At 43.8% G+C, this 22450-nt stretch carries 19 protein-coding genes; 16 read left to right on the top strand and 3 right to left on the bottom strand.

All coding sequences use genetic code 11. The annotated features are described in order from the left end of the window. Positions 1-58 precede the first annotated feature (58 nt). Complete coding sequence (locus RWX26_RS06575; RefSeq protein ID WP_002900763.1) at positions 59-364, top strand: hypothetical protein; 306 nt, start codon at positions 59-61, stop codon at positions 362-364. Positions 365-422: 58 nt separating this feature from the next. On the opposite strand, the gene nrdF is transcribed toward RWX26_RS06575, so the two are convergent. The 3 genes from nrdF to nrdH all read right to left on the bottom strand — a co-directional run bounded on the left by nrdF (position 423) and on the right by nrdH (position 4077). Continuing rightward, a complete protein-coding gene (nrdF, locus tag RWX26_RS06570) occupies positions 423-1382 on the bottom strand; it encodes a class 1b ribonucleoside-diphosphate reductase subunit beta (protein WP_002910202.1) in 960 nt (319 codons plus the stop codon). A 156-nt stretch (positions 1383-1538) separates the two neighbouring features. Further along, complete coding sequence (gene nrdE, locus RWX26_RS06565; RefSeq protein WP_314580208.1) at positions 1539-3698, bottom strand: class 1b ribonucleoside-diphosphate reductase subunit alpha; 2160 nt, start codon at positions 3696-3698, stop codon at positions 1539-1541. A 160-nt stretch (positions 3699-3858) separates the two neighbouring features. After that, positions 3859-4077, bottom strand: coding sequence for a glutaredoxin-like protein NrdH (gene nrdH, locus RWX26_RS06560; protein ID WP_002897920.1), 219 nt, complete (start codon positions 4075-4077; stop codon positions 3859-3861). A 596-nt stretch (positions 4078-4673) separates the two neighbouring features. On the opposite strand from nrdH, the gene RWX26_RS06555 reads away from it, so the two are divergent. The 15 genes from RWX26_RS06555 to atpA all read left to right on the top strand — a co-directional run bounded on the left by RWX26_RS06555 (position 4674) and on the right by atpA (position 22438). Then, on the top strand, positions 4674-4937 hold the full coding sequence (locus tag RWX26_RS06555; RefSeq protein WP_002896017.1) for a phosphocarrier protein HPr: 264 nt from the start codon (positions 4674-4676) through the stop codon (positions 4935-4937). A 1-nt stretch (position 4938) separates the two neighbouring features. Next, positions 4939-6672 carry a phosphoenolpyruvate--protein phosphotransferase gene (gene ptsP, locus RWX26_RS06550; RefSeq protein WP_002896016.1) on the top strand — a complete coding sequence of 578 codons (1734 nt, stop codon included), beginning with the start codon at positions 4939-4941 and terminating at the stop codon, positions 6670-6672. Between the two features lie 233 nt (positions 6673-6905). Beyond that, on the top strand, positions 6906-8330 hold the full coding sequence (locus tag RWX26_RS06545) for an NADP-dependent glyceraldehyde-3-phosphate dehydrogenase (RefSeq protein WP_314580206.1): 1425 nt from the start codon (positions 6906-6908) through the stop codon (positions 8328-8330). A 385-nt stretch (positions 8331-8715) separates the two neighbouring features. Further along, positions 8716-10626, top strand: a complete 1911-nt coding sequence (gene glgB, locus RWX26_RS06540) for a 1,4-alpha-glucan branching protein GlgB (RefSeq protein ID WP_314580204.1) — start codon at positions 8716-8718, stop codon at positions 10624-10626. A gap of 6 nt (positions 10627-10632) precedes the next feature. Continuing rightward, positions 10633-11775, top strand: coding sequence for a glucose-1-phosphate adenylyltransferase (locus tag RWX26_RS06535; protein ID WP_004187682.1), 1143 nt, complete (start codon positions 10633-10635; stop codon positions 11773-11775). After that, positions 11765-12904: a glucose-1-phosphate adenylyltransferase subunit GlgD gene (glgD, locus tag RWX26_RS06530; protein WP_002897913.1), complete on the top strand. Its 1140-nt coding sequence runs from the start codon at positions 11765-11767 to the stop codon at positions 12902-12904. The genes RWX26_RS06535 and glgD overlap by 11 nt, the downstream gene beginning before the upstream one ends. Further along, positions 12901-14331, top strand: coding sequence for a glycogen synthase GlgA (gene glgA, locus RWX26_RS06525; protein ID WP_314580200.1), 1431 nt, complete (start codon positions 12901-12903; stop codon positions 14329-14331). Before glgD ends, glgA begins: the two co-directional genes overlap by 4 nt. A gap of 213 nt (positions 14332-14544) precedes the next feature. Beyond that, positions 14545-16941 (top strand): glycogen/starch/alpha-glucan phosphorylase, encoded by a 2397-nt coding sequence (locus RWX26_RS06520; RefSeq protein WP_314580198.1) that lies wholly within the window; start codon positions 14545-14547, stop codon positions 16939-16941. Between the two features lie 142 nt (positions 16942-17083). Next, positions 17084-17584: a phosphatase PAP2 family protein gene (locus RWX26_RS06515; RefSeq protein WP_314580197.1), complete on the top strand. Its 501-nt coding sequence runs from the start codon at positions 17084-17086 to the stop codon at positions 17582-17584. A gap of 125 nt (positions 17585-17709) precedes the next feature. After that, entirely contained in the window at positions 17710-18651 is a 942-nt protein-coding gene (gene manA / locus RWX26_RS06510; RefSeq protein ID WP_314580195.1) for a mannose-6-phosphate isomerase, class I, read from the top strand. A gap of 264 nt (positions 18652-18915) precedes the next feature. Then, on the top strand, positions 18916-19116 hold the full coding sequence (locus RWX26_RS06505; RefSeq protein WP_002897908.1) for a F0F1 ATP synthase subunit C: 201 nt from the start codon (positions 18916-18918) through the stop codon (positions 19114-19116). 35 nt (positions 19117-19151) lie between these two features. After that, on the top strand, positions 19152-19868 hold the full coding sequence (atpB, locus tag RWX26_RS06500) for a F0F1 ATP synthase subunit A (protein WP_002897906.1): 717 nt from the start codon (positions 19152-19154) through the stop codon (positions 19866-19868). Positions 19869-19886: 18 nt separating this feature from the next. Further along, positions 19887-20381 carry a F0F1 ATP synthase subunit B gene (gene atpF, locus RWX26_RS06495; protein WP_002906932.1) on the top strand — a complete coding sequence of 165 codons (495 nt, stop codon included), beginning with the start codon at positions 19887-19889 and terminating at the stop codon, positions 20379-20381. Further along, on the top strand, positions 20381-20917 hold the full coding sequence (locus RWX26_RS06490; protein ID WP_002904151.1) for a F0F1 ATP synthase subunit delta: 537 nt from the start codon (positions 20381-20383) through the stop codon (positions 20915-20917). Before atpF ends, RWX26_RS06490 begins: the two co-directional genes overlap by 1 nt. A gap of 15 nt (positions 20918-20932) precedes the next feature. Continuing rightward, positions 20933-22438, top strand: a complete 1506-nt coding sequence (gene atpA / locus RWX26_RS06485; RefSeq protein WP_125348472.1) for a F0F1 ATP synthase subunit alpha — start codon at positions 20933-20935, stop codon at positions 22436-22438. Positions 22439-22450: the final 12 nt, after the last annotated feature.

The following is a 22450-nucleotide window of genomic DNA, read 5'->3' as shown; positions in this document are numbered from 1 at the left end:
AGGGATGATGTTCCTAGCTCCACCTTTATTTGGATAAAAAACATGAAGGGAGGAAAAGATGGCTACTTTAATGATGAAAAAAATAGCTGAGGATTTAAATAAGACTAGAGTATTGGATGAAAATGGAGCTTTGGTAGCTTATTATGCCCTTCTGCCAGCTGACTTTTCTGGTGGTGACAGCAAGCTTTATCTTGAAAATCCAACGAGTCAAAGGCGGATGTATAGAATTTATCAAAATATGAAGCCCTTTTTATTTCCTATTGTCCCAGCTCATGACTGTACCGTGATTTATCTAACATCTGATGTTGGAGTTGAGATTACAGTCGCAGAACATCTGGAAGAATATATCTATGATAGTCAATAGATTAATAGTCAGTCAAAGACCCCCTCTTTCCGTATTTTGGAAAGAGGGGGTCTTTGTCTTATAAACCGTAATTATAGTCGTCATCCTGCATGGCTTCAACTTCGCCTAGCAGGTAGCCGTTACCCACTTGGGAGAAGAAGTCATGGTTGGAAGTACCGGTTGAGATACCGTTCATGACGATAGGATTGACATCGTCTGCTGAGTCAGGGAAGAGCGGATCTTGCCCTAGATTCATCAGAGCCTTGTTGGCATTGTAGCGCAGGAAGGTCTTGACTTCTTCAGTCCAGCCGACTGTGTCATAGAGGCTTTCAGTGTAGCCTTCTTCATTTTCATAGAGGGTGTAGAGCAGGTCGTACATCCATTCTTTGAGTTTTTCTTGCTCGTCTTCTGGCAGCTCGTTAAAGGCTAGCTGGAACTTGTAGCCGATATAGGTTCCATGGACAGACTCGTCACGGATAATCAGCTTGATAATTTCAGCAACGTTGGCCAGTTTGTTATTACCCAGATAGTAGAGCGGAGTGAAGAAACCAGAGTAGAAGAGGAAGGTTTCCAAGAAAACGCTGGCTATTTTCTTTTCCAGAGCTGTACCGTTCAGGTAAATCTCATTGATAATCTCAGCTTTCTTTTGCAGGTATGGATTGGTGTTGGTCCAGTCAAAGATTTCATCGATTTCTGACTTGGTGTTGAGCGTAGAAAAGATAGAAGAGTAGGACTTGGCGTGAACGGACTCCATAAATTGGATGTTGTTGAAGACAGCTTCTTCGTGGGCTGTGCGGACATCCTTGCGCAGGGCATCCACACCAGACTCAGACTGGAGGGTATCCAGCAGGGTCAGGCCACCGAAGACCTTGCCGACTAGGTCTTTTTCCTTGTGGGACAGCTTTCTCCAGTCATCCAGGTCATTGGATAAGGGAATCCGCGTATCCAGCCAAAATTGCTCAGTCAGTTTTTCCCAGGTGGACTTATCGATGACATCTTCGATAGCGTTCCAGTTAATGGCTTTGTAGTAAGTTTGCATTCTTTCTCCTTTAGTAGATGGTACGACCTGATGGGGTATCAGCTATCACTTCTTGGATACTACCCCAATACTCCACGATTTTACCTTCCTGTCAATGATGGGGAAGGTAAAATTGTGACATGGTCGAATTTCCTTTTCTTTTTCTAAAATCTCTTGTTAGATCACACAGCTTTCACAATGGTTGGCACCTACTTCGCCACCATCATCGGTGAAGGTGCGGACGTAGTAGATGGACTTGATACCCTTGTTGAAGGCGTAGTTACGTAGGATAGAAAGGTCGCGGGTTGTTTGCTTGCTTTCTTTTTTCCATTCGTAGAGACCTTTAGGGATATCGCTGCGCATAAAGAGAGTCAGGGAAAGTCCTTGGTCCACGTGCTCAGTTGCGGCTGCATAGACATCGATAACCTTGCGCATGTCCATGTCATAAGCACTGGTGTAGTAAGGGATAGTCTCAGTTGACAGACCAGCAGCGGGATAGTAGATCTTACCGATTTTCTTTTCTTGACGTTCTTCGATCCGTTGAGTAATTGGATGGATTGAAGCAGAAACGTCATTGATGTAGCTGATAGAGCCATTTGGTGCAACAGCCAGGCGGTTTTGGTGGTAGAGACCATCAGCCTTGATCTTGTCACGCAACTCTGCCCAATCCTCTGCAGATGGGACAAAGATGCCTGCGAAGAGTTCTTTGACACGGTCAGACTTAGGTACAAATTCACCTGTCAGGTATTTGTCAAAGTAAGTGCCGTTAGCATAGTCAGATTTTTCAAAGTTATGGAAGGTCACGCCACGCTCGCGAGCGATATTGTTAGACTCAACCAAGGTCCAGTAGTTCATAAGCATGAAGTAGATGCTGGTGAACTCTACAGCTTCCGCAGATCCATAATCGATCAACTGCTGAGCTAAGTAGCTGTGCAGTCCCATAGCTCCCAGACCAAAGGTGTGCGCCAGACTGTTACCATTGTCGATAGAAGGCACAGCTGTGATGTGCGAGCTGTCTGTGACAAAGGTCAAAGCGCGTGTCATGGTCCGGATGGATTTTCCAAAGTCAGGTGAAGTCATCATGTTTACAACGTTGGTAGAGCCTAAGTTACATGATACATCTGTTCCCAAGTGGAGATACTCTTGCGCATCATTCAAAAGGCTAGGCTCTTGTACCTGCAGGATTTCAGAGCAGAGGTTGCTCATGATGATTTTACCGTCGATTGGATTTGAACGGTTGGCTGTATCAATGTTTACAACATAAGGATAGCCAGATTCTTGTTGGAGTTTGGAAATTTCTGTTTCCAAATCACGGGCCTTGATCTTGGTCTTAGTGATATTTGGATTAGCGACCAACTCATCATACTTTTCAGTAATGTCAAGGTAGGCAAATGGCACGCCGTACTCGCGTTCAACAGAATATGGGCTGAAGAGGTACATTTCTTCATTCTTGCGCGCCAACTCGTAGAACTTATCCGGAATCACGACACCAAGTGAGAGGGTCTTAACCCGAACTTTTTCGTCAGCATTTTCTTTCTTGGTAGAAAGGAAGGCGATGATATCTGGGTGGAAGACATTGAGGTAAACAACCCCAGCTCCCTGACGTTGGCCCAGCTGGTTAGAATAGGAGAAGCTGTCCTCAAAGAGTTTCATAACAGGTACAACGCCAGACGCAGCTCCTTCATAACCCTTGATAGGTGCTCCAGCTTCCCGCAGATTGCTGAGGGAAATACCGACCCCGCCTCCGATACGAGACAACTGCAGGGCAGAGTTAATGGAGCGGCCGATTGAGTTCATATCATCTGTTACTTGGATGAGGAAGCAGGAAACCAATTCGCCGCGACGAGCCCGACCAGCGTTGAGGAAGCTTGGTGTAGCCGGTTGGTAGCGCTGGTGGATAATTTCATTGGCAATATCCTTGGCAATGGCTTCATCTCCGTTAGCAAAGTAGAGGGCGTTGAAGAGTACCCGATCTTCCATGCTTTCCAGATAGTATTCACCATCATTTGTCTTCAGTGCATACTGGTTATAGAACTTATAGGCTGCCATGAAAGATTTAAACTTGAAATCCTGAGCATGGATAAAAGCAGTCAGCTCCTCGATGTATTCTGGAGAGTAGAGCTGGATAAATTCCTTCTCCAAATAGTTTTCTTCTATTAAATATTCAATCTTTTCTGTAATAGAAGAAAATTGCTTGGTGTTCGGCTCAACGTTTTCTTTAAAAAAAGCTTTTAAGGCTTCTTGGTCTTTATGAAGCATAATCTGACCATTAACTGGACGGTTGATTTCGTTGTTGAGTCGGAAGTATGTCACATCCTCTAAATATTTGAGTCCCATGTTTTTCCTTTTCTATATAAATAAGATAATTAGCTAGCGGAAAAATATCCGCTTTACAAAAGAAACGGCCCCTATGAGCATAGGAGCTGCAGTTTGCCCTGATAATCTGTCTTTTAGTTTATCTCCCAATCAAGGCGCGCTGCCCTCAAAATAAACTACATTAAGACAGTTTTTTCAATTTACCAGGTTGGAAACCAGAAAATGCCTCAGTTGCTGTCTGAATCACAGGAGCAGCGTTGAAACCAAGATCTTTGACATGGTCAATGAATTCTGGCTGTTCATCCAAGTTGATTTCGCGGTATTCTACATGATTAGTATCTAAGAAGCGCTTGGTCATTTTGCACTGAACGCAGTTGTTTTTTGAGTAAATAGTTACCATTAAAAATTCCTCTAAACTTTCGTTTTTTCTTTTAAATAATACGAAACTAGTATATCTAAAAGAAAATAGAATGTCAATAGTTTTGAACTAAATATTGTGTGATATTTTGTTATAGGATAGATTACAATACAATATATAGTGTTTGTATAAGCGGTGAAAAGAAGTGAAAAATTGCAGAAAAGGAGCAAAATGCTGATGCGGCAATGCTTAAACAAGTCTTAAAATGTTAGAAAAATGACTAGTAGCTTTTCCGCCAAAAACAAAAATCCAATATCTTGTGTTACAGAATTTAGGGAATCACTAGGAGGAGTGGAGGGGGAGTTTATATTCTTATTTTATAACAATTAGTTTCTATAAAATAAGAAATTTATGATTAAAAACTTGGTGGAAGCCATTTTTGAATAAAGCTTGGGGAATGTGGGATTTAGCTCGAAAATTCTCTCTTCAATATAATAAGAAGAGTTTTCATTTCCCAAGAAATATTTTGTAAGCGGGCTATAAAATTCTTGAAAAAGATTTCAAAAGGTGATATAATATCAACTTGTAAGGGTTATCACAATAACTCAAAAAGAATTATTTAAAAGGAGAGTCTAACTATGGCTTCTAAAGATTTCCACATTGTAGCAGAAACAGGTATTCACGCACGTCCAGCAACTTTGTTGGTTCAAACTGCTAGCAAATTCGCTTCAGACATCACGCTTGAATACAAAGGTAAATCAGTAAACTTGAAATCTATCATGGGTGTTATGAGTCTCGGTGTTGGCCAAGGAGCTGATGTTAAGATCTCAGCTGAAGGTGCAGATGCAGACGATGCTATCGCTGCAATCTCTGAAACAATGGAAAAAGAAGGATTGGCTTAATATGACAGAAATGCTTAAAGGAATTGCAGCATCTGACGGTGTTGCCGTTGCTAAGGCATATCTATTAGTTCAACCGGATTTATCATTTGAGACTGTTTCAGTCGAAGATACGAATGCAGAAGAGGCTCGTTTGGATGCAGCTCTTGAAGCTTCACAGAACGAGCTTTCTGTTATCCGTGAGAAAGCAGTAGATAGCCTTGGTGAGGAAGCCGCTCAGGTATTTGACGCTCACTTAATGGTACTTGCTGACCCTGAAATGGTTGGGCAAATCAAAGAAACAATCCGTGCGAAAAAGACCAATGCAGAAGCTGGTCTGAAAGAAGTAACGGACATGTTTATCACTCTCTTTGAAAACATGGACGACAATCCATATATGCAGGAACGTGCGGCAGATATCCGCGACGTGACAAAGCGTGTTCTTGCTAACCTTTTGGGCAAGAAATTGCCAAATCCAGCGTCTATCAATGAAGAATCAGTTGTGATTGCTCATGACTTGACTCCTTCTGATACAGCACAGCTGGATAAGAAATTTGTTAAAGCTTTTGTAACCAATATCGGCGGCCGTACAAGCCACTCTGCTATCATGGCACGTACGCTTGAAATCGCAGCAGTATTGGGAACTAATAATATTACTGAGCTTGTAAAAGACGGCGATGTGATTGCAGCTAACGGTATCACTGGTGAAGTGATTATCAACCCAACTGAAGAGCAAATCGCAGCATTTAAAGCAGCTGGTGAGGCTTATGCTAAGCAAAAAGCTGAATGGGAATTGCTTAAGGATGCTCAGACTGTGACTGCAGATGGCAAGCACTTCGAATTGGCAGCCAATATCGGTACGCCAAAAGACGTTGAAGGTGTCAATGCTAACGGTGCAGAAGCAGTTGGTCTTTACCGGACTGAGTTCCTTTATATGGATTCTCAAGACTTCCCGACAGAAGATGAGCAGTATGAAGCATACAAGGCTGTGCTTGAAGGCATGAATGGAAAACCAGTAGTTGTTCGTACAATGGACATTGGTGGAGATAAGGAGCTTCCTTACTTCGATATGCCGCATGAAATGAACCCATTCCTTGGTTTCCGTGCTTTGCGTATCTCTATCTCTGAAACTGGCGATGCTATGTTCCGTACACAAATCCGCGCTCTCTTGCGTGCTTCTGTACATGGACAATTGCGCATCATGTTCCCGATGGTAGCCCTTCTGACAGAATTCCGCAAAGCTAAAGCGGTTTATGACGAAGAAAAAGCTAAGTTGCAAGCTGAAGGCGTTGCAGTAGCAGACAATATCCAAGTAGGTATCATGATTGAAATCCCAGCAGCAGCTATGCTCGCGGATCAATTTGCCAAGGAAGTAGACTTCTTCTCTATCGGTACCAACGACTTGATCCAGTACACTATGGCAGCTGACCGGATGAATGAGCAAGTCTCTTACCTCTATCAACCATACAACCCATCTATCCTTCGCTTGATTAACAATGTTATCAAGGCAGCTCATGCTGAAGGCAAGTGGGCAGGTATGTGTGGAGAAATGGCCGGCGATCAAACTGCGGTGCCATTGCTCGTAGGTATGGGCTTGGATGAATTCTCTATGAGTGCGACTTCAGTTCTTCGGACTCGTAGCCTCATGAAGAAGCTGGATACGAAGAAGATGGAAGAATTGGCTCAGCGTGCACTGACCGAATGTGCAACGATGGAAGAAGTTCTTGAGCTTGAAAAAGAATATCTGGACTTCGATTAATCTGAAAATTAAGATCAGGGAGATTTTCCTGGTCTTTTTTAGTTTTCTTCAAAGGCATAGTGAAGTTTGTTCAGAAAGTTGAAATCAAAGAAAATAGAAATAATCAGATATAATATGAACAAACTTAGACAATCTATCTTAATTGTGAAAAAATTCTTTAAATTTATAACTTTTGGTTGAAATTTTCAGAAAATTTGGTAAAATAATATTTAATAACATTTTGGAGGGGACAAGTGACACAATATAAAAACTATATAAATGGAGAGTGGAAAGTTTCTGAAAATGAAATTACCATCTCATCTCCTATCAACAATGAGATTTTAGGAACTGTACCTGCCATGACTCAGGCAGAGGTCGACTATGCTATGGCGAGCGCTCGTGCGGCTTTGCCAGCTTGGCGAGCTCTTTCAGCAGTTGAACGTGCAGCTTATTTGCATAAGGTTGCGGATATTTTGGAGCGCGATCAGGAGAAGATCGGCGAAATTCTTGCAAAAGAAGTTGCCAAGGGTATCAAAGCGGCAGTCGGAGAAGTCGTCCGGACAGCAGACTTGATTCGCTATGCGGCTGAAGAAGGGATTCGTATTCACGGTCAGGTTATGGAAGGTGGCGGCTTTGAAGCTGCCAGCAAGAAAAAACTGGCTGTGGTCCGTCGTGAGCCTGTAGGAGTTGTACTGGCCATTGCGCCATTTAACTACCCAGTCAACCTGTCTGCTTCCAAAATTGCTCCTGCCCTTATCGGCGGAAATGTCGTGATGTTTAAGCCACCTACTCAAGGTTCAATCTCTGGTCTGCTCTTGGCTCAGGCTTTTGCTGAGGCTGGGCTGCCTGCTGGTGTTTTCAATACCATCACAGGACGTGGTTCAGAAATCGGAGATTACATCATTGAGCATAAGGAAGTAAACTACATTAACTTTACTGGCTCCACTCCAATCGGTGAACGCATCGGTAAGTTGGCTGGTATGCGTCCAATTATGTTAGAATTGGGTGGTAAGGATGCTGCAGTTGTGCTGGAAGATGCCGACTTGGAGCATGCGGCTAAGCAGATTGTTGGCGGGGCATACAGTTATTCCGGCCAGCGCTGTACGGCTATTAAACGTGTCATTGTCATGGAGAGCGTAGCAGATAAATTAGCGGCGCTGATTAAGGCAGAGGTAGAGAAACTGACGGTTGGTGATCCCTTTGATAATGCGGATATCACACCAGTCATTGATGATGCATCAGCAGATTTCATCTGGGGCTTGATTGAAGATGCTCAGGAAAAGGGAGCGTCAGCCTTGACAGAAATCAAACGTGAAGCAAATCTCATCTGGCCTGCCTTGTTTGACCATGTGACACTGGATATGAAATTAGCTTGGGAAGAGCCATTTGGTCCTGTTCTTCCGATTATTCGTGTGACTTCCGTTGAAGAGGCTATTCAGATCTGTAACCAGTCAGAGTTTGGTCTTCAATCTTCAGTCTTTACAAATGATTTCCCTAAAGCATTTGAGATTGCTGAGAAACTGGAAGTGGGTACTGTACACATCAATAATAAGACCCAACGTGGTCCAGATAACTTCCCATTCCTTGGTGTTAAGGGATCTGGAGCAGGAGTCCAAGGGATTCGTTACAGTATCGAAGCGATGACACAAGTGAAATCCATCGTGTTTGATGTGAAATAATGAGAAAGGCGGCTTTGTGCGGCCTTTTTTCTTACATTGATGAACTTGTAAATTTAACAAGATTATCGAACCATTTGAAAAGAATCAAGCATTTATATGTTTAATTGCTTATTATTTTAAAATGTAAATTTACATATTGGTCTATATCTTTATGAAAATTTTCATCTTTTTCTTGTTTTGGATAGCTCCTATATTTAGTGAAAAAGGAATAAAAACATATCGAGAGACACAAAATACAGTGTTTTCTTTCTCATTTATTACTAATTTCAGCTAATGTTCGGTTTTAGTAATTTTCCGTAAGGATATTTGAAATTTACTTGAAAAAGAGATAAAAATAATGTAGAATAGTATTATAGAAAACGCTTACAAATAGAAAGGTGATCGCATGGATAAGAACGAAGCATTAAGAACCTTTACAACAGGTGAAAACTTTCATTTACAGCATTATCTAGGGGCGCATCAGGATGAAGTGGACGGCAAGTCTGGCTATTCTTTCCGCGTTTGGGCGCCTAATGCTCAGAGTGTCCATTTGATTGGAGATTTCACCAATTGGTATGAAGAGCAGATCCCTATGGTCCGAAATGAAGCGGGCGTTTGGGAAGTCTTCACAGAACTGCCTAAGGAAGGAGATATTTACAAGTACAATATCAAGCGCAGCAGTGGTCAGGAAATTTTGAAAATTGATCCGCTGGCTATCTATATGGAAGAGCGTCCGGGCACGGGAGCAGTTATCCGCACTATTCCTGAGAAGAAGTGGAAAGACGGTCTTTGGCTGGCACGCCGGAAACGTTGGGGCTTCTTCTCTCGGCCAGTCAATATCTATGAAGTGCATGCCGGCTCGTGGAAACGCAATGAAGACGGCAGTCCTTATAGCTTTGCCCAGTTAAAAGAAGACTTGATTCCTTATCTGGTGGAGATGAACTACACACATGTGGAATTCATGCCGCTTATGGCTCATCCGCTGGGACTTAGCTGGGGCTATCAGCTTATGGGCTACTTCGCCTTTGAGCACACCTACGGGACTCCTGAGCAATTTCAGGACTTTGTCGAAGAATGCCACTTGAACAATATCGGTGTCATTGTGGACTGGGTACCAGGTCACTTCACTATTAATGATGATGCTTTGGCCTACTATGATGGGACACCGACTTTCGAGTATCAGGATCACGACCGGGCTCATAACTATGGATGGGGAGCTCTCAACTTTGATTTGGGCAAGAATCAGGTTCAGTCTTTCTTGATTTCTAGCATTAAATTCTGGATTGATTTTTATCATCTGGATGGGATTCGGGTTGATGCTGTCAGCAATATGCTTTATCTAGACTATGACAGCGGTCCATGGCAGCCAAATAAAGATGGCGGTAATCGCAATTATGAAGGCTATTACTTCTTGCAACGCCTCAATACGGTTATCAAGTTAGCCCATCCTGATGTCATGATGATTGCAGAGGAAAGCTCCTCAGAAACCAAGATTACTGGTATGAGAGAGCTGGGTGGTCTTGGATTTGACTACAAGTGGAATATGGGCTGGATGAATGATATCCTTCGTTTCTACGAGGAAGATCCGATTTATCGTAAGTACGATTTTAATCTAGTGACCTTCAGCTTTATGTACGCTTTCTCTGAAAACTTCCTCCTGCCATTCTCGCATGATGAAGTGGTTCATGGCAAGAAGAGTCTCATGCACAAGATGTGGGGTGACCGTTACAATCAATTTGCAGGACTCCGCAACTTGCTGACCTATCAGATTTGCCATCCGGGCAAGAAATTGCTCTTTATGGGCTCAGAATTTGGTCAGTTCCTAGAATGGAAGTCAGAAGAGCAACTAGAATGGTCTAATCTGGACGATCAGATGAACAAGAAGATGCAGGGCTTCACTGCAACGCTCAATGCTTTCTATAAAGACAATCGTCCGCTTTGGGAAATTGATTTGAGCTACGATGGTATCGAAATCATTGATGCGGATAATACCGATCAAAGTGTCCTCTCCTTCATCCGTAAGACGGAAAAAGGAGATATGCTAGTTTGTGTATTCAATATGGCGCCGGTAGAGCGGAAGAACTTTACCATTGGTGTTCCAGTGGAAGCCATTTATGAAGAAGTATGGAACACTGAATTAGAAGAATGGGGAGGTGTTTGGAAGGAACATAACGAAACAGTTCAGTCTCAAGAAGGACTTTGGAAAGATTATCCACAGACCTTGACCTTTACGTTGCCAGCTCTTGGAGCCAGCATCTGGAAGATCAAGCGTCGGATTGCTCGAAAAAATGTTAAAAAAGATTCCACAAAGGAGTAATAGTCTATGAAGAATGAAATGCTAGCTTTGATTCTTGCCGGCGGGCAAGGAACTCGTCTTGGAAAGCTCACACAGAGTATCGCAAAACCTGCGGTACAGTTTGGCGGCCGCTATCGTATTATTGACTTCGCCTTGTCTAACTGTGCCAACTCCGGTATTCACAATGTCGGTGTCATTACTCAATACCAACCACTAGCTCTGAACAGTCATATCGGAAATGGTTCTAGCTGGGGTCTCGATGGTATAAACTCAGGCGTGTCCATTCTTCAGCCTTATTCTGCGAGCGAAGGAAATCGTTGGTTTGAAGGTACCAGCCATGCGATTTATCAAAATATCGACTATATCGACAGCATCAATCCTGAGTATGTCCTGATTTTGTCTGGGGACCATATCTACAAGATGGACTATGATGACATGCTTCAGTCTCACAAGGACAACAATGCCAGCCTGACAGTTGCCGTTCTGGATGTGCCTCTCAAAGAAGCCAGCCGTTTTGGTATCATGAATACAGATGCTAATAATCGGATTGTTGAATTTGAGGAAAAACCAGAAAATCCTAAGTCAACCAAGGCTTCGATGGGGATTTATATCTTTGACTGGCAGCGTCTGCGCAATATGCTGGTAGCTGCTGAAAAGAGCAATGTGGATATGTCTGACTTTGGTAAGAATGTTATCCCTAACTACCTTGAATCTGGCGAAAGCGTTTATGCTTATGATTTTGAAGGCTATTGGAAAGACGTTGGTACAGTAGAGTCTCTCTGGGAAGCCAACATGGAATACATCAGCCCAGAAAATGCTCTGGATAGCCGCAATCGTCGCTGGAAGATTTATTCTCGCAACTTGATTTCTCCGCCAAACTTTATCAGTGAAAATTCCCATGTAGAAGATTCGCTGGTCGTTGATGGTTGTTTCGTTGACGGTACAGTAAAACACTCTATTCTTTCTACTGGTGCTCAGGTCAAAAAGGGCGCAGTCATTGAAGACTCTGTCATCATGAGTGGAGCTGTTATTGGCAAAGACGCTAAGATCAAGCGGGCCATTATCGGTGAAGGGGCTATCATCTCTGATGGTGTAGAGATTGATGGTACAGAGGAAGTATATGTTGTCGGATACAACGAGAAAGTGGGGGTACCAAAAGATGAAGATTGATAAATACTCAGCAATTTTAGGAAACACAGTCGGCTTCCATGATATGTCAACTCTGACAAATCATCGTCCAGTAGCCAGCTTGCCATTCGGTGGAAAATACCGCTTGATTGACTTCCCGCTTTCAAGTCTTGCCAATGCTGGTATCCGCAGTGTCTTTGGTATCTTCCAACAGGACAATATCAGCTCTGTTTTTGACCATATTCGTTCTGGCCGTGAGTGGGGTCTGTCTACTTTGCTTAGCCACTATTATCTGGGAATCTACAATACTCGTGTAGAAAGCTCTACAGTCGGTGAGGAATACTATAAGCAGCTTTTGACCTACCTGAAACGTTCTGGTTCCAACCAAACGGTCGCTCTTAACTGCGATGTCTTGGTTAATATTGACCTCAATCAAGTTTTCCATTTGCACAATACAACAGAACAGCCAATCACAGTTGTCTATAAGAAATTGCACAAGGAAAATATCTCGGATGTGAATGCTGTCCTAGATATTGACGAAACAGACCATGTCAGAGGGCATAAACTCTTTGATGGCCGAGAAGATGCTGAGCTCTTCAATATGTCTACAGATATCTTTGTAGTGGATACTCCTTGGCTAATTGAAAAGCTGGAAGAAGAAGCTAAGAAAGAGCATCCGCAAAAACTTCGCTATGTCCTGCGTGATTTAGCAACTCAGGAAGGGGCATTTGCCTACGAATATACAGGCTATCTGGCGAATATCTATTCTGTAGAGACCTACTACAGATCCAATATCGATATGCTTGAAAGTAAGAAATTTTACTCTCTCTTCAGTCCGAACCAAAAGATTTACACCAAGGTTAAGAATGAAGAGCCAACTTACTATGCTGAGTCTTCAAAAGTATCTCGCTCCCAATTTGCGTCAGGAAGCATTGTGGAAGGTGAGGTCATCAATTCTGTGATTTCACGGAATACCAAGATTAAGACTGGAAGCAGTGTCAAACACAGTGTTCTCTTCCCTCGAGTGAAAGTTGGAGAAAATGCAACTGTCGAGTATGCGATTGTGGACAAGGGTGTTGAAATTGGCGAAGGAGTGGTGATTCGCGGAACAGCAGAAGACCCAATCGTAGTCAAGAAGGGCCAAAAAGTTACAGAGGACATAATTCGATGAAGATTTTATTTGCAGCAGCAGAAGGAGCCCCATTTTCTAAGACAGGTGGTTTGGGAGACGTTATCGGTGCTCTCCCCAAATCACTGGTCAAGGCTGGCCATGAAGTTGGTGTCATTCTGCCATACTATGACATGACTGATGCCAAATTTGGCGACCAAGTGGAAGACCTTTTCTACTTTGAAGTCAGTGTTGGCTGGCGTCGCCAATACGTTGGGGTCAAGCGGCTGGTCTTGAACGGTGTGTCCTTCTATTTTATTGACAATCAGCATTATTTCTTCCGCGGCCATGTTTACGGGGACTTTGATGACGGTGAGCGCTTTGCTTACTTCCAGTTAGCAGCAGTAGAGTTGATGGAGCGGATTGATTTCATTCCGGATGTTCTGCATGTTCACGATTATCATACAGCTATGATTCCTTTCTTGGTTAAGGAAAAATACCATTGGATTCAAGCATATCAGAATATCAAAACCGTCTTGACCATTCATAATTTGGAATTCCAAGGTCAATTCCCTGACAGCATGCTTTGGGAACTGTTTGGAGTGGGCTATGAGCGCTATGCAGACGGAACCCTGCGTTGGAATGACTGTCTCAACTGGATGAAAGCTGGCATTCTCTATGCGGACCGAGTGACAACTGTATCACCAAGCTATGCAGGTGAAATCCGTACACCAGAATTTGGCTGCAATTTGGATCAAATCCTGCGGATGGAGTCCGGTAAGCTGGTCGGAATTGTCAACGGTATTGATACAGATATCTATAATCCAGAAACGGATCCGCTCTTAGCCCATCACTTTAACAAATCTGACTTATCTGGTAAACTAGAAAACAAGCGAGCTTTGCAAGAGCGAGTTGGTCTGCCTGTGCGTGATGATGTGCCAGTAGTTGGGATTGTTTCCCGCCTGACACGTCAGAAAGGCTTTGATTTGGTAGTGGAAGAGCTGCACAATCTCCTCCAGGAAGATGTGCAGATTATCCTCTTGGGAACAGGCGATCCGGCTTTTGAGCAGGCCTTCGCTTGGTTTGGTCATGCCTATCCTAATAAGCTTTCAGCCAACATCCTCTTTGATGTGACCTTGGCTCAGGAGATTTATGCTGCCAGCGATATTTTCCTTATGCCAAGCCGTTTCGAGCCTTGTGGCCTGTCACAAATGATGGCTATGCGCTACGGAACCTTGCCTTTGGTGCATGAAGTGGGCGGTCTACGTGATACCGTAGAGCCTTACAATGTCTATACAGGACAGGGAACTGGCTTTAGCTTCAATAACTTTTCTGGCTACTGGCTGACTTGGACCTTTAAGGAAGCACTCAGGCTTTATGCCGATAACAAGGAAGCTTGGAAATCTCTGCAAGAGCAGGCGATGGAGAGAGACTTCTCTTGGGATACAGCCAGCAAGGCATACAGTGATTTATATCAATCACTCCTATAACATTTACTTTGGAATCAGTATAAGCAAATCCTCTCTTGCCCATTGGACAAGGGAGGATTTCCGTGAGACTTACATTTTTATATATTATCATACTGTGTTGGAGCCCTGTTTTTAGCTTGTGGCTGAAGCGAGCGTTTCACATCTTGATTGAAAAAAGTATTTCTACGTTTAAATCTGCTTCCCGCTATTAAGAAAGGGAGATAACCATCCACTATGGAACTAACAAAAGAACGTTTTATTCGAGATTTTAAGGATATTCTACATGAAAGACAGCTGATTAAGGTTGCCGATGCGACTTCAGTGGAGCTTTTTCAGGCTTTAGCCAGCACTGTCCGCAAGTATATCACGCCCCTTTGGTTGGAGCGTCGCAATCAGTTGATTGAGCAGCAGCAAAAGACAGCTTATTACTTTTCTATTGAGTTTCTTCCAGGGCGCATGCTGGAAACAAATCTGCTCAACTTAGGTATCCTCGATACGGTCAAGGAAGGCTTTGCCGAGTTGGGCGTTGACTTTGAGGATGTTAAGAATGCGGAGTATGACATGGCCTTGGGGAATGGCGGTCTGGGCCGCTTGGCGGCTGCCTTCATGGACTCGCTGGCAACCACTGGCTATCCAGGATTTGGAAATGGGATTCGCTATCGCTATGGCCTCTTTAAGCAACGCATCGTAGATGGCTATCAGGTAGAAATTCCTGATGCTTGGTTTGGCAGTCTAGGCAATGTCTGGGAGACCCGTAAGGACCATGATATTGTTGATGTTAAAATCTTCGGAAATGTTTCCCTCCATGCCAATGAAAAGGGCCGGATTGTGCCACTTTATGAGAATTCCAAAATCTTGCGGGCCGTTCCTTACGATGTGCCGCAGATTGGCTTTGGTAATGACAATGTTAACAATCTCCGCCTTTGGGATGTTGAAATTCCAGAAGAGCATGAACTGGACTATCCGACCATTGAAGCTCGTCGCCGGGTGCAAGATATCACTGCCATTCTCTATCCAGACGACTCTAGCTACGAAGGAAAAGAGCTGCGCTTGATCCAGGAATATTTCATGACCAGTGCAGGTCTGCAGACCATTATCAAATCCTACCTCAAGCAAGGGCGTCCGCTCAAGGATATTCATGAGAAGGTCTCTGTCCATATCAACGATACCCATCCAGCGGTTGCACCGGCTGAGTTTATGCGTCTCTTGATGGATGAGTACGATTTGGAATGGGCAGATGCTTGGAATGCTACGGTTAAAACCATGAGCTACACCAACCACACCATCTTGTCTGAAGCCTTGGAAAAATGGGATGCAGAGCTCTTTAAGAATGTCCTGCCGCGGGTTTATCAGATTATCCTAGAGATCGACAACCGCTATGTAGCTGAAATGGCTGGGCGTGGCCTTGATCCGCAAGTCATCGAAAACACTCGGATTGTCAAGGACAATCAAATCCACATGGCCCACTTGGCTATCATTGGCGGTCATTCAATCAATGGTGTTGCCAAACTTCACACCGAACTGCTCAAAGAAGACACCTTGCGTGATTTTTACAGCATTTACCCAGAGAAGTTTAATAACAAAACCAACGGGATTATCCAGCGCCGCTGGCTGCAGATTGCGGATGAGCCTCTGTCAGCTGAGATTGATAAGCTGATTGGCAAGGGCTGGAGAAGTGATATCCATGAGCTGCGTAAGCTTTTGGAATTCAAGGATGATCCGCAAGTGCTGGGCGATTTTTATCGAGTGAAGCAAGAAGCTAAGGCTCGTCTGGCTGACTTCATCAAGGAATCAACAGGAGTAGAAGTTTCTACAGAAGCCATCTTTGATGTGCAGGTGAAACGTCTCCACGCCTACAAGCGTCAGCTGCTCAACCTGCTTCATATCATCAAGCTCTACTGGGACCTCAAGGACAATCCTAATAAGGATATGGTGCCACGCGTCTTTATCTTCGGTGCCAAGGCTGCTCCAGGCTACCACTTTGCCAAGTCGGTCATTAAGCTGATCAATGAAGTGGCTAATCTGGTCAACAAGGATGAAAGTCTGCAAGGTAAACTCAAGGTTGTTTTCCTAGAAAACTACAGGGTCAGCCTAGCTGAGTTAATCATTCCTGCAGCAGATGTATCAGAGCAGATTTCCCTGGCTTCCAAGGAGGCTTCTGGCACTTCCAACATGAAGTTCATGATGACAGGTGCCATTACTCTGGCTACTCTGGATGGAGCCAATATCGAAATCAAGGACGAGGTGGGTGACGACAACATTGTCATCTTCGGGATGGACAAGGACCAAGTTTACGAGCATTATGCCCGCCATGATTACTATTCACGCGGTGTCTATGAAAGCAATCCAGACATTCGCCGAGTGGTCGATACCTTTGTCAATGGCACCATTCCAAACGTCCGTGAAGAAGGCTCTGAAATCTACGAAGCCCTCATCACCCACAATGATGAATATTTCCTCTTGGAAGATTTCCATGCCTATGTAGAAGCTCAAGAGAAGATTGATGCTCTCTATCGTGACAAAGAAAAATGGGCACGCATGAGTTTGATTAACATTGCTACTTCCGATAAGTTTACCTCAGATGATACCATTGAGCAATATGCCAAGGAAATCTGGAACTTGGAGAAATAATACTCTTCAGAAAACATGAACAGTAAGAGATTGGGGCCTGGGTCTCAGTCTCTTTTGCTATCCATCTACCATCTTGTCTAGAAATATGCTATAGTAGAGAAAGTATGAGAGTCCAACTTTTAGAAAAGCAGGGTAAGCAAGCATGAAAGACTACACAATTTTTTATCAACAATTAACAACTCCTTTTCGCAGTCGACCTCAGTGGCTGAAAGGGCTGGTTTACTTCAATAGGGGAATGACCCTCTTCATACCTATTGTTTATGGTCTCGTTCTAATTAGTGCCTTTCTGACGGAAGGCTGGAAAGGGTTGCTTACTTTTTTCTTCTTACCAGCCATTGGATTTGCTCTGTTGTCAGCAATTCGTAAACGGCTGAATCAAGCACGCCCTTACGAAAAATGGGCAATTCAGCCCTTGTTGGCCAAGGATACATCAGGCAAGTCCATGCCCAGCCGCCATGTCTTTTCGGCGACAGTGATTTCCATGTGCCTACTCTACTTTTTCTGGTTGCCGGGACTCCTCTGCCTCTTACTTTCAGCAGGGCTGGCCGCAGTGCGCGTGATTGGAGGAGTACACTATCCAAAGGATGTGCTGGTCGGCTATCTTTGCGGCATTTTCTGGGGAGCTTTACTCTTTTTATTATAAAGGACCTGTTTTTGGCAGAGAGTAGACAAAGAACCTCCAGCTATATTATAATAGAAGCAGCAACAACCGTTTCGACACCAAGGGTTATTCCTTGCTGGATGTGAAAAATATTTAAGGAGAATACTATGTCAGAACCATTATTTCTACAGTCTGTGATGCAGGAGAAGATTTGGGGTGGGACCAAGCTGCGCGATGTCTTTGGCTATGAAATTCCCAGCGACCATGTAGGGGAGTACTGGGCTATCTCGGCTCATCCCAATGGTGTGTCAACCGTCAAGAACGGACGATTTGCCGGCCAGAAGTTAGATGTTCTCTATGCCGAGCACCGTGAGCTTTTTGGCAATCGCCCAGAGCCAGTCTTTCCGCTTTTGACTAAGATTCTAGATGCCAATGACTGGCTCAGTGTTCAGGTGCATCCTGATGATGCCTATGGACTAGAGCACGAAGGGGAGCTTGGTAAGACTGAATGCTGGTATGTCATTGCTGCAGACGAAGGAGCAGAGATTATCTATGGTCACAATGCCAAGAGCAAGGAAGAGCTGCGCCAGCAGATTGAGAGCAAGGACTGGGACCATCTTCTGACCAAAATTCCAGTAAAAGCTGGCGATTTCTTTTATGTGCCAAGCGGAACCATGCATGCCATTGGATCAGGTATTCTGATTTTGGAGACTCAGCAGTCTAGTGACACAACCTACCGTGTCTATGACTTTGATCGTAAGGACGATGCTGGCAATCTTCGCGAGCTGCATTTGGAGCAGTCTATTGATGTTTTGACTATCGGTGGACCAGCTAATAGCCGTCCTGTTACCATTCAGGCAGATAGTTTGACTTCTACTCTTTTAGTGGCCAATGACTTCTTTGCTGTTTACAAGTGGGATATTGCCGGTTCAGTTAATTTTAAAAAGACAGCAGATTATAGCTTGGTCAGTGTCTTGGAAGGTCTTGGTGAGCTGGAAGTTGATGGAGCTGTCTACCCACTCGAAAAAGGGGAGCATTTCATCCTGCCTAGCGATGTCACAGAATGGACCTTGTCTGGAGATTTGCAGCTGATTGTCAGCCATCCATAATCGTAGAAAAATCAAGAGCAAATAATCACTTTGCTCTTTTTTCTTTTAAAAATATCGGAAATAAGTAAAATTCTAGACAGTTTCTTCTTATTTATATAGCAGAATAGTTTGTATGTTGATAATTATTTAATTGCTTTTGGTAAAAAATTTTATATAACAAAAGAAAAAAATAAAAAACGCTTACAAGTGTGTAAAAGATTGACTATTCGATATTTTAGGAGTAAACTAAGGAAGTAATTTAAAAAATATTAAGGAGAAGTCATCATGAATTTAACATATTTAGGACTTTGTTTTGCCTGCTTTGGCGTATCAATTGCTGAAGGTTTGATTATGAGTAATTTATTTAAGGCAGCGTCTCGTCAGCCAGAAATGATTGGTCAATTGAGAAGCCTCCTAATCTTGGGAATTGCCTTTGTCGAAGGTACTTTCTTTGTAACGCTGGCTATGGCCTTTGTTATCAAATAAGAAAGAATTCTCTTTAGAAAAGGGGGTGTCATCTGTTGGAAGAAAGTATCAATCCAACTATCAATGTCGGTCCTGTGACCTTTGATTTGACCCTGCTGGCCATGACTCTGCTGACGGTGTTTGTAACTTTTGGACTTGTTTATTGGGCAAGTCGAAAGATGACGATTAAGCCGTCAAGAAAGCAGAATGCTTTGGAATATATCTATGATTTTGTCATTGATTTTACCAAGGGAAACGTTGGCGAGCATTATATGAAGAATTACTCGCTTTTTCTATTCTCCCTCTTTCTTTTCGTGGCTGTGGCGAATAACTTGGGATTGATGGCTAAGGTTCAGACAACCAATGGTTTCAATCTCTGGACATCGCCGACAGCCAATCTCGCTTTTGACCTAGGCTTCTCTCTTTTAGTGACGATTTTCTGTCATGTGGAAGGAGTCCGACGTCAAGGGATAAAAGGATATCTAAAAGGTTTTGTGACTCCAGGTATCATGACACCCATGAATATCTTGGAAGAATTTACCAATTTTGCTTCGCTAGCCTTGCGGATTTATGGAAACATTTTTGCAGGTGAAGTATTGGCTGGTTTGCTCTTGACTTGGGCACATCAAGCAGCATATTGGTATCCAATTGCCTTTATTATGAACATGGTTTGGACTGGTTTTTCCATCTTTATTTCCTGTATCCAAGCCTATGTTTTTACCATGCTAACATCTATGTATCTTGGTAAAAAGATTAATGGTGAGGTAGAATAAAAAGAAAGGATAGATAAAATGAATATAACCGTAGGTGAAATTATTGGTAACTTTATTTTGATTGCCGGCTCCTTTCTTCTTTTAGTATTTCTCATTAAGAAGTTTGCTTGGGGCAATATTATCGGGATTTTAGATCAGCGTGCTCAAAAGATTTCAGACGATATTGACGGTGCGGAAGCGGCCCGTAAGAAAGCTGAAGACTTGGCGCAAAAGCGTGAGGAAGCTCTGGCAGGCAGTCGGGTCGAAGCAGTTTCTATCGTTGAGACTGCTAAGGAAACAGCTGAGAAGAATAAGGCTGGAATCCTAGCTAATGCAGCAGAAGAAGCAGGGCGCTTGAAGGCTAAAGCCAATCAGGAAATTGCCCAAAACAAGGCAGAGGCTATGAGCAGCATCAAAGGAGAAGTAGCTGATTTGACTGTGACTCTGGCCAGTAAGATTCTGAGCCAGGAGCTGGATAAGGAAGCTCAAAGCGAGCTCATTGACCGCTATATCAAACAGTTAGGAGATGCCTGATGGATAAGAAGCAATATGCAATCATTGAGAAATATGCTTTGCCTTTTGTTCAGACGGTCTTTGAAAAAGGTCAGCAAGAAGATGTTTTTGAAAAACTGAGTCAGATTAAGGCTGTTTTCGCGGAGACCGGCCTTGCTGACTTTTTGTCACATATCGGCATCAGTGACCACGAGAAAGAAAAGAGTCTGCGGCTCTTTCAAAACTCAGGCTCCCAGCTGCTTGATAATCTGATTGAAATTGTCATTCTCAATCATCGCGAGGACCTCTTTTATGAGATCGTGCTGGAGAGTCAGCACCAGCTTGAAAAGATCAGCAATGAGTTTGAGGTGACGCTGCGCTCTGTTCAGCCTTTGACAGCCAGTCAGAAGGAGAAGATTCGGCCGATTATTGAGCAGAAGATGGGGCTAAAAGTCCGTTCGCTCAAGGAAGAATTGGACAGCAGCTTGATTGGCGGCTTTGTCATCTCTGCCAATAACAAAACAATTGATGCAAGCATAAAACGTCAATTGCAAGTCGTAAAAGAAAAATTGAAATAGAAAGTGGTGTGAATTTTGGCGATTAACGCACAAGAAATCAGCGCTTTAATTAAGCAACAAATTGAAAATTTCCAGCCAAATTTTGACGTCACAGAAACAGGGGTCGTCACTTATATTGGTGATGGAATCGCGCGTGCTCATGGACTGGATAAGGCTATGAGCGGAGAGCTCTTAATCTTTGAAAATGGCTCTTATGGTATGGCGCAAAATCTAGAGTCAACCGATGTTGGGATTATCATCTTGGGAGACTTTACAGACATTCGTGAGGGAGATACCATTCGCCGGACTGGTAAAATCATGGAAGTTCCTGTGGGAGATGCCTTGATTGGGCGGGTTGTTGATCCGCTGGGTCGTCCTGTTGATGGACTTGGTGACATTGTCACGGATAAGACACGCCCCGTTGAAACACCGGCTCCGGGTGTCATGCAGCGTAAGTCAGTATCTGAGCCTTTGCAGACAGGTCTCAAGGCTATTGATGCCTTGGTTCCGATTGGCCGAGGACAACGGGAGCTGATTATCGGGGACCGTCAGACTGGGAAGACAACCATTGCCATTGATGCCATCCTGAACCAAAAAGGTCAGGATATGATTTGTATCTATGTGGCGATTGGTCAGAAAGAATCTACAGTCCGTACACAGGTAGAAACGTTGCGTCAGTATGGTGCTTTAGACTATACCATTGTCGTGACAGCCTCTGCTTCACAGCCGTCGCCTTTGCTTTTCTTGGCGCCTTATGCTGGTGTAGCGATGGCAGAAGAGTTTATGTACAATGGCAAGCATGTTTTGATTGTCTATGATGACTTGTCCAAGCAGGCTGTGGCTTACCGTGAACTGTCCCTCCTGCTCCGTCGTCCGCCAGGCCGTGAGGCTTTTCCAGGAGATGTTTTCTATCTGCATAGCCGTCTCTTGGAGCGTTCAGCTAAGGTTTCTGATGAGCTGGGTGGTGGTTCGATTACAGCTCTGCCATTTATTGAAACGCAGGCAGGAGATATTTCAGCCTATATCGCGACCAATGTGATTTCAATCACTGATGGACAAATTTTCCTCAGCGACAGCTTGTTCAATGCTGGGGTACGTCCGGCCATTGATGCAGGTTCTTCTGTATCACGGGTTGGGGGCTCAGCCCAAATCAAGGCTATGAAGAAAGTAGCTGGAACCCTGCGTATCGACCTGGCTTCTTATCGGGAGCTGGAGGCCTTTACTAAGTTTGGTAGTGATTTGGATGCGGCAACGCAGGCCAAGCTCAATCGTGGCCGCAGGACTGTAGAAGTCTTGAAGCAGCCGATTCATGAGCCGCTGCCGGTTGAAAAGCAGGTCGTGATTCTCTATGCTTTGACCCATGGTTTCTTAGACAGTGTGCCAGTAGACGATATTCTGCGCTTTGAGTCAGAATTATTTGCCTACTTTGATGCACATCAAGAAAGCATTTATGAAACCATTCGGACAACGAAAGACCTTCCAAGTGAGGAAGTCTTGGATGCTGCCATTACTGAGTTTATTGACCAGTCTAGCTTCAAATAAGAATAGAGGTGT

It is taken from the genome of uncultured Streptococcus sp., from assembly GCF_963536705.1.
Classification (GTDB): domain Bacteria; phylum Bacillota; class Bacilli; order Lactobacillales; family Streptococcaceae; genus Streptococcus.
The sequence above is the reverse complement of the archived record's forward strand: the minus strand, read 5'-3'. Positions and strand labels throughout refer to the sequence as shown.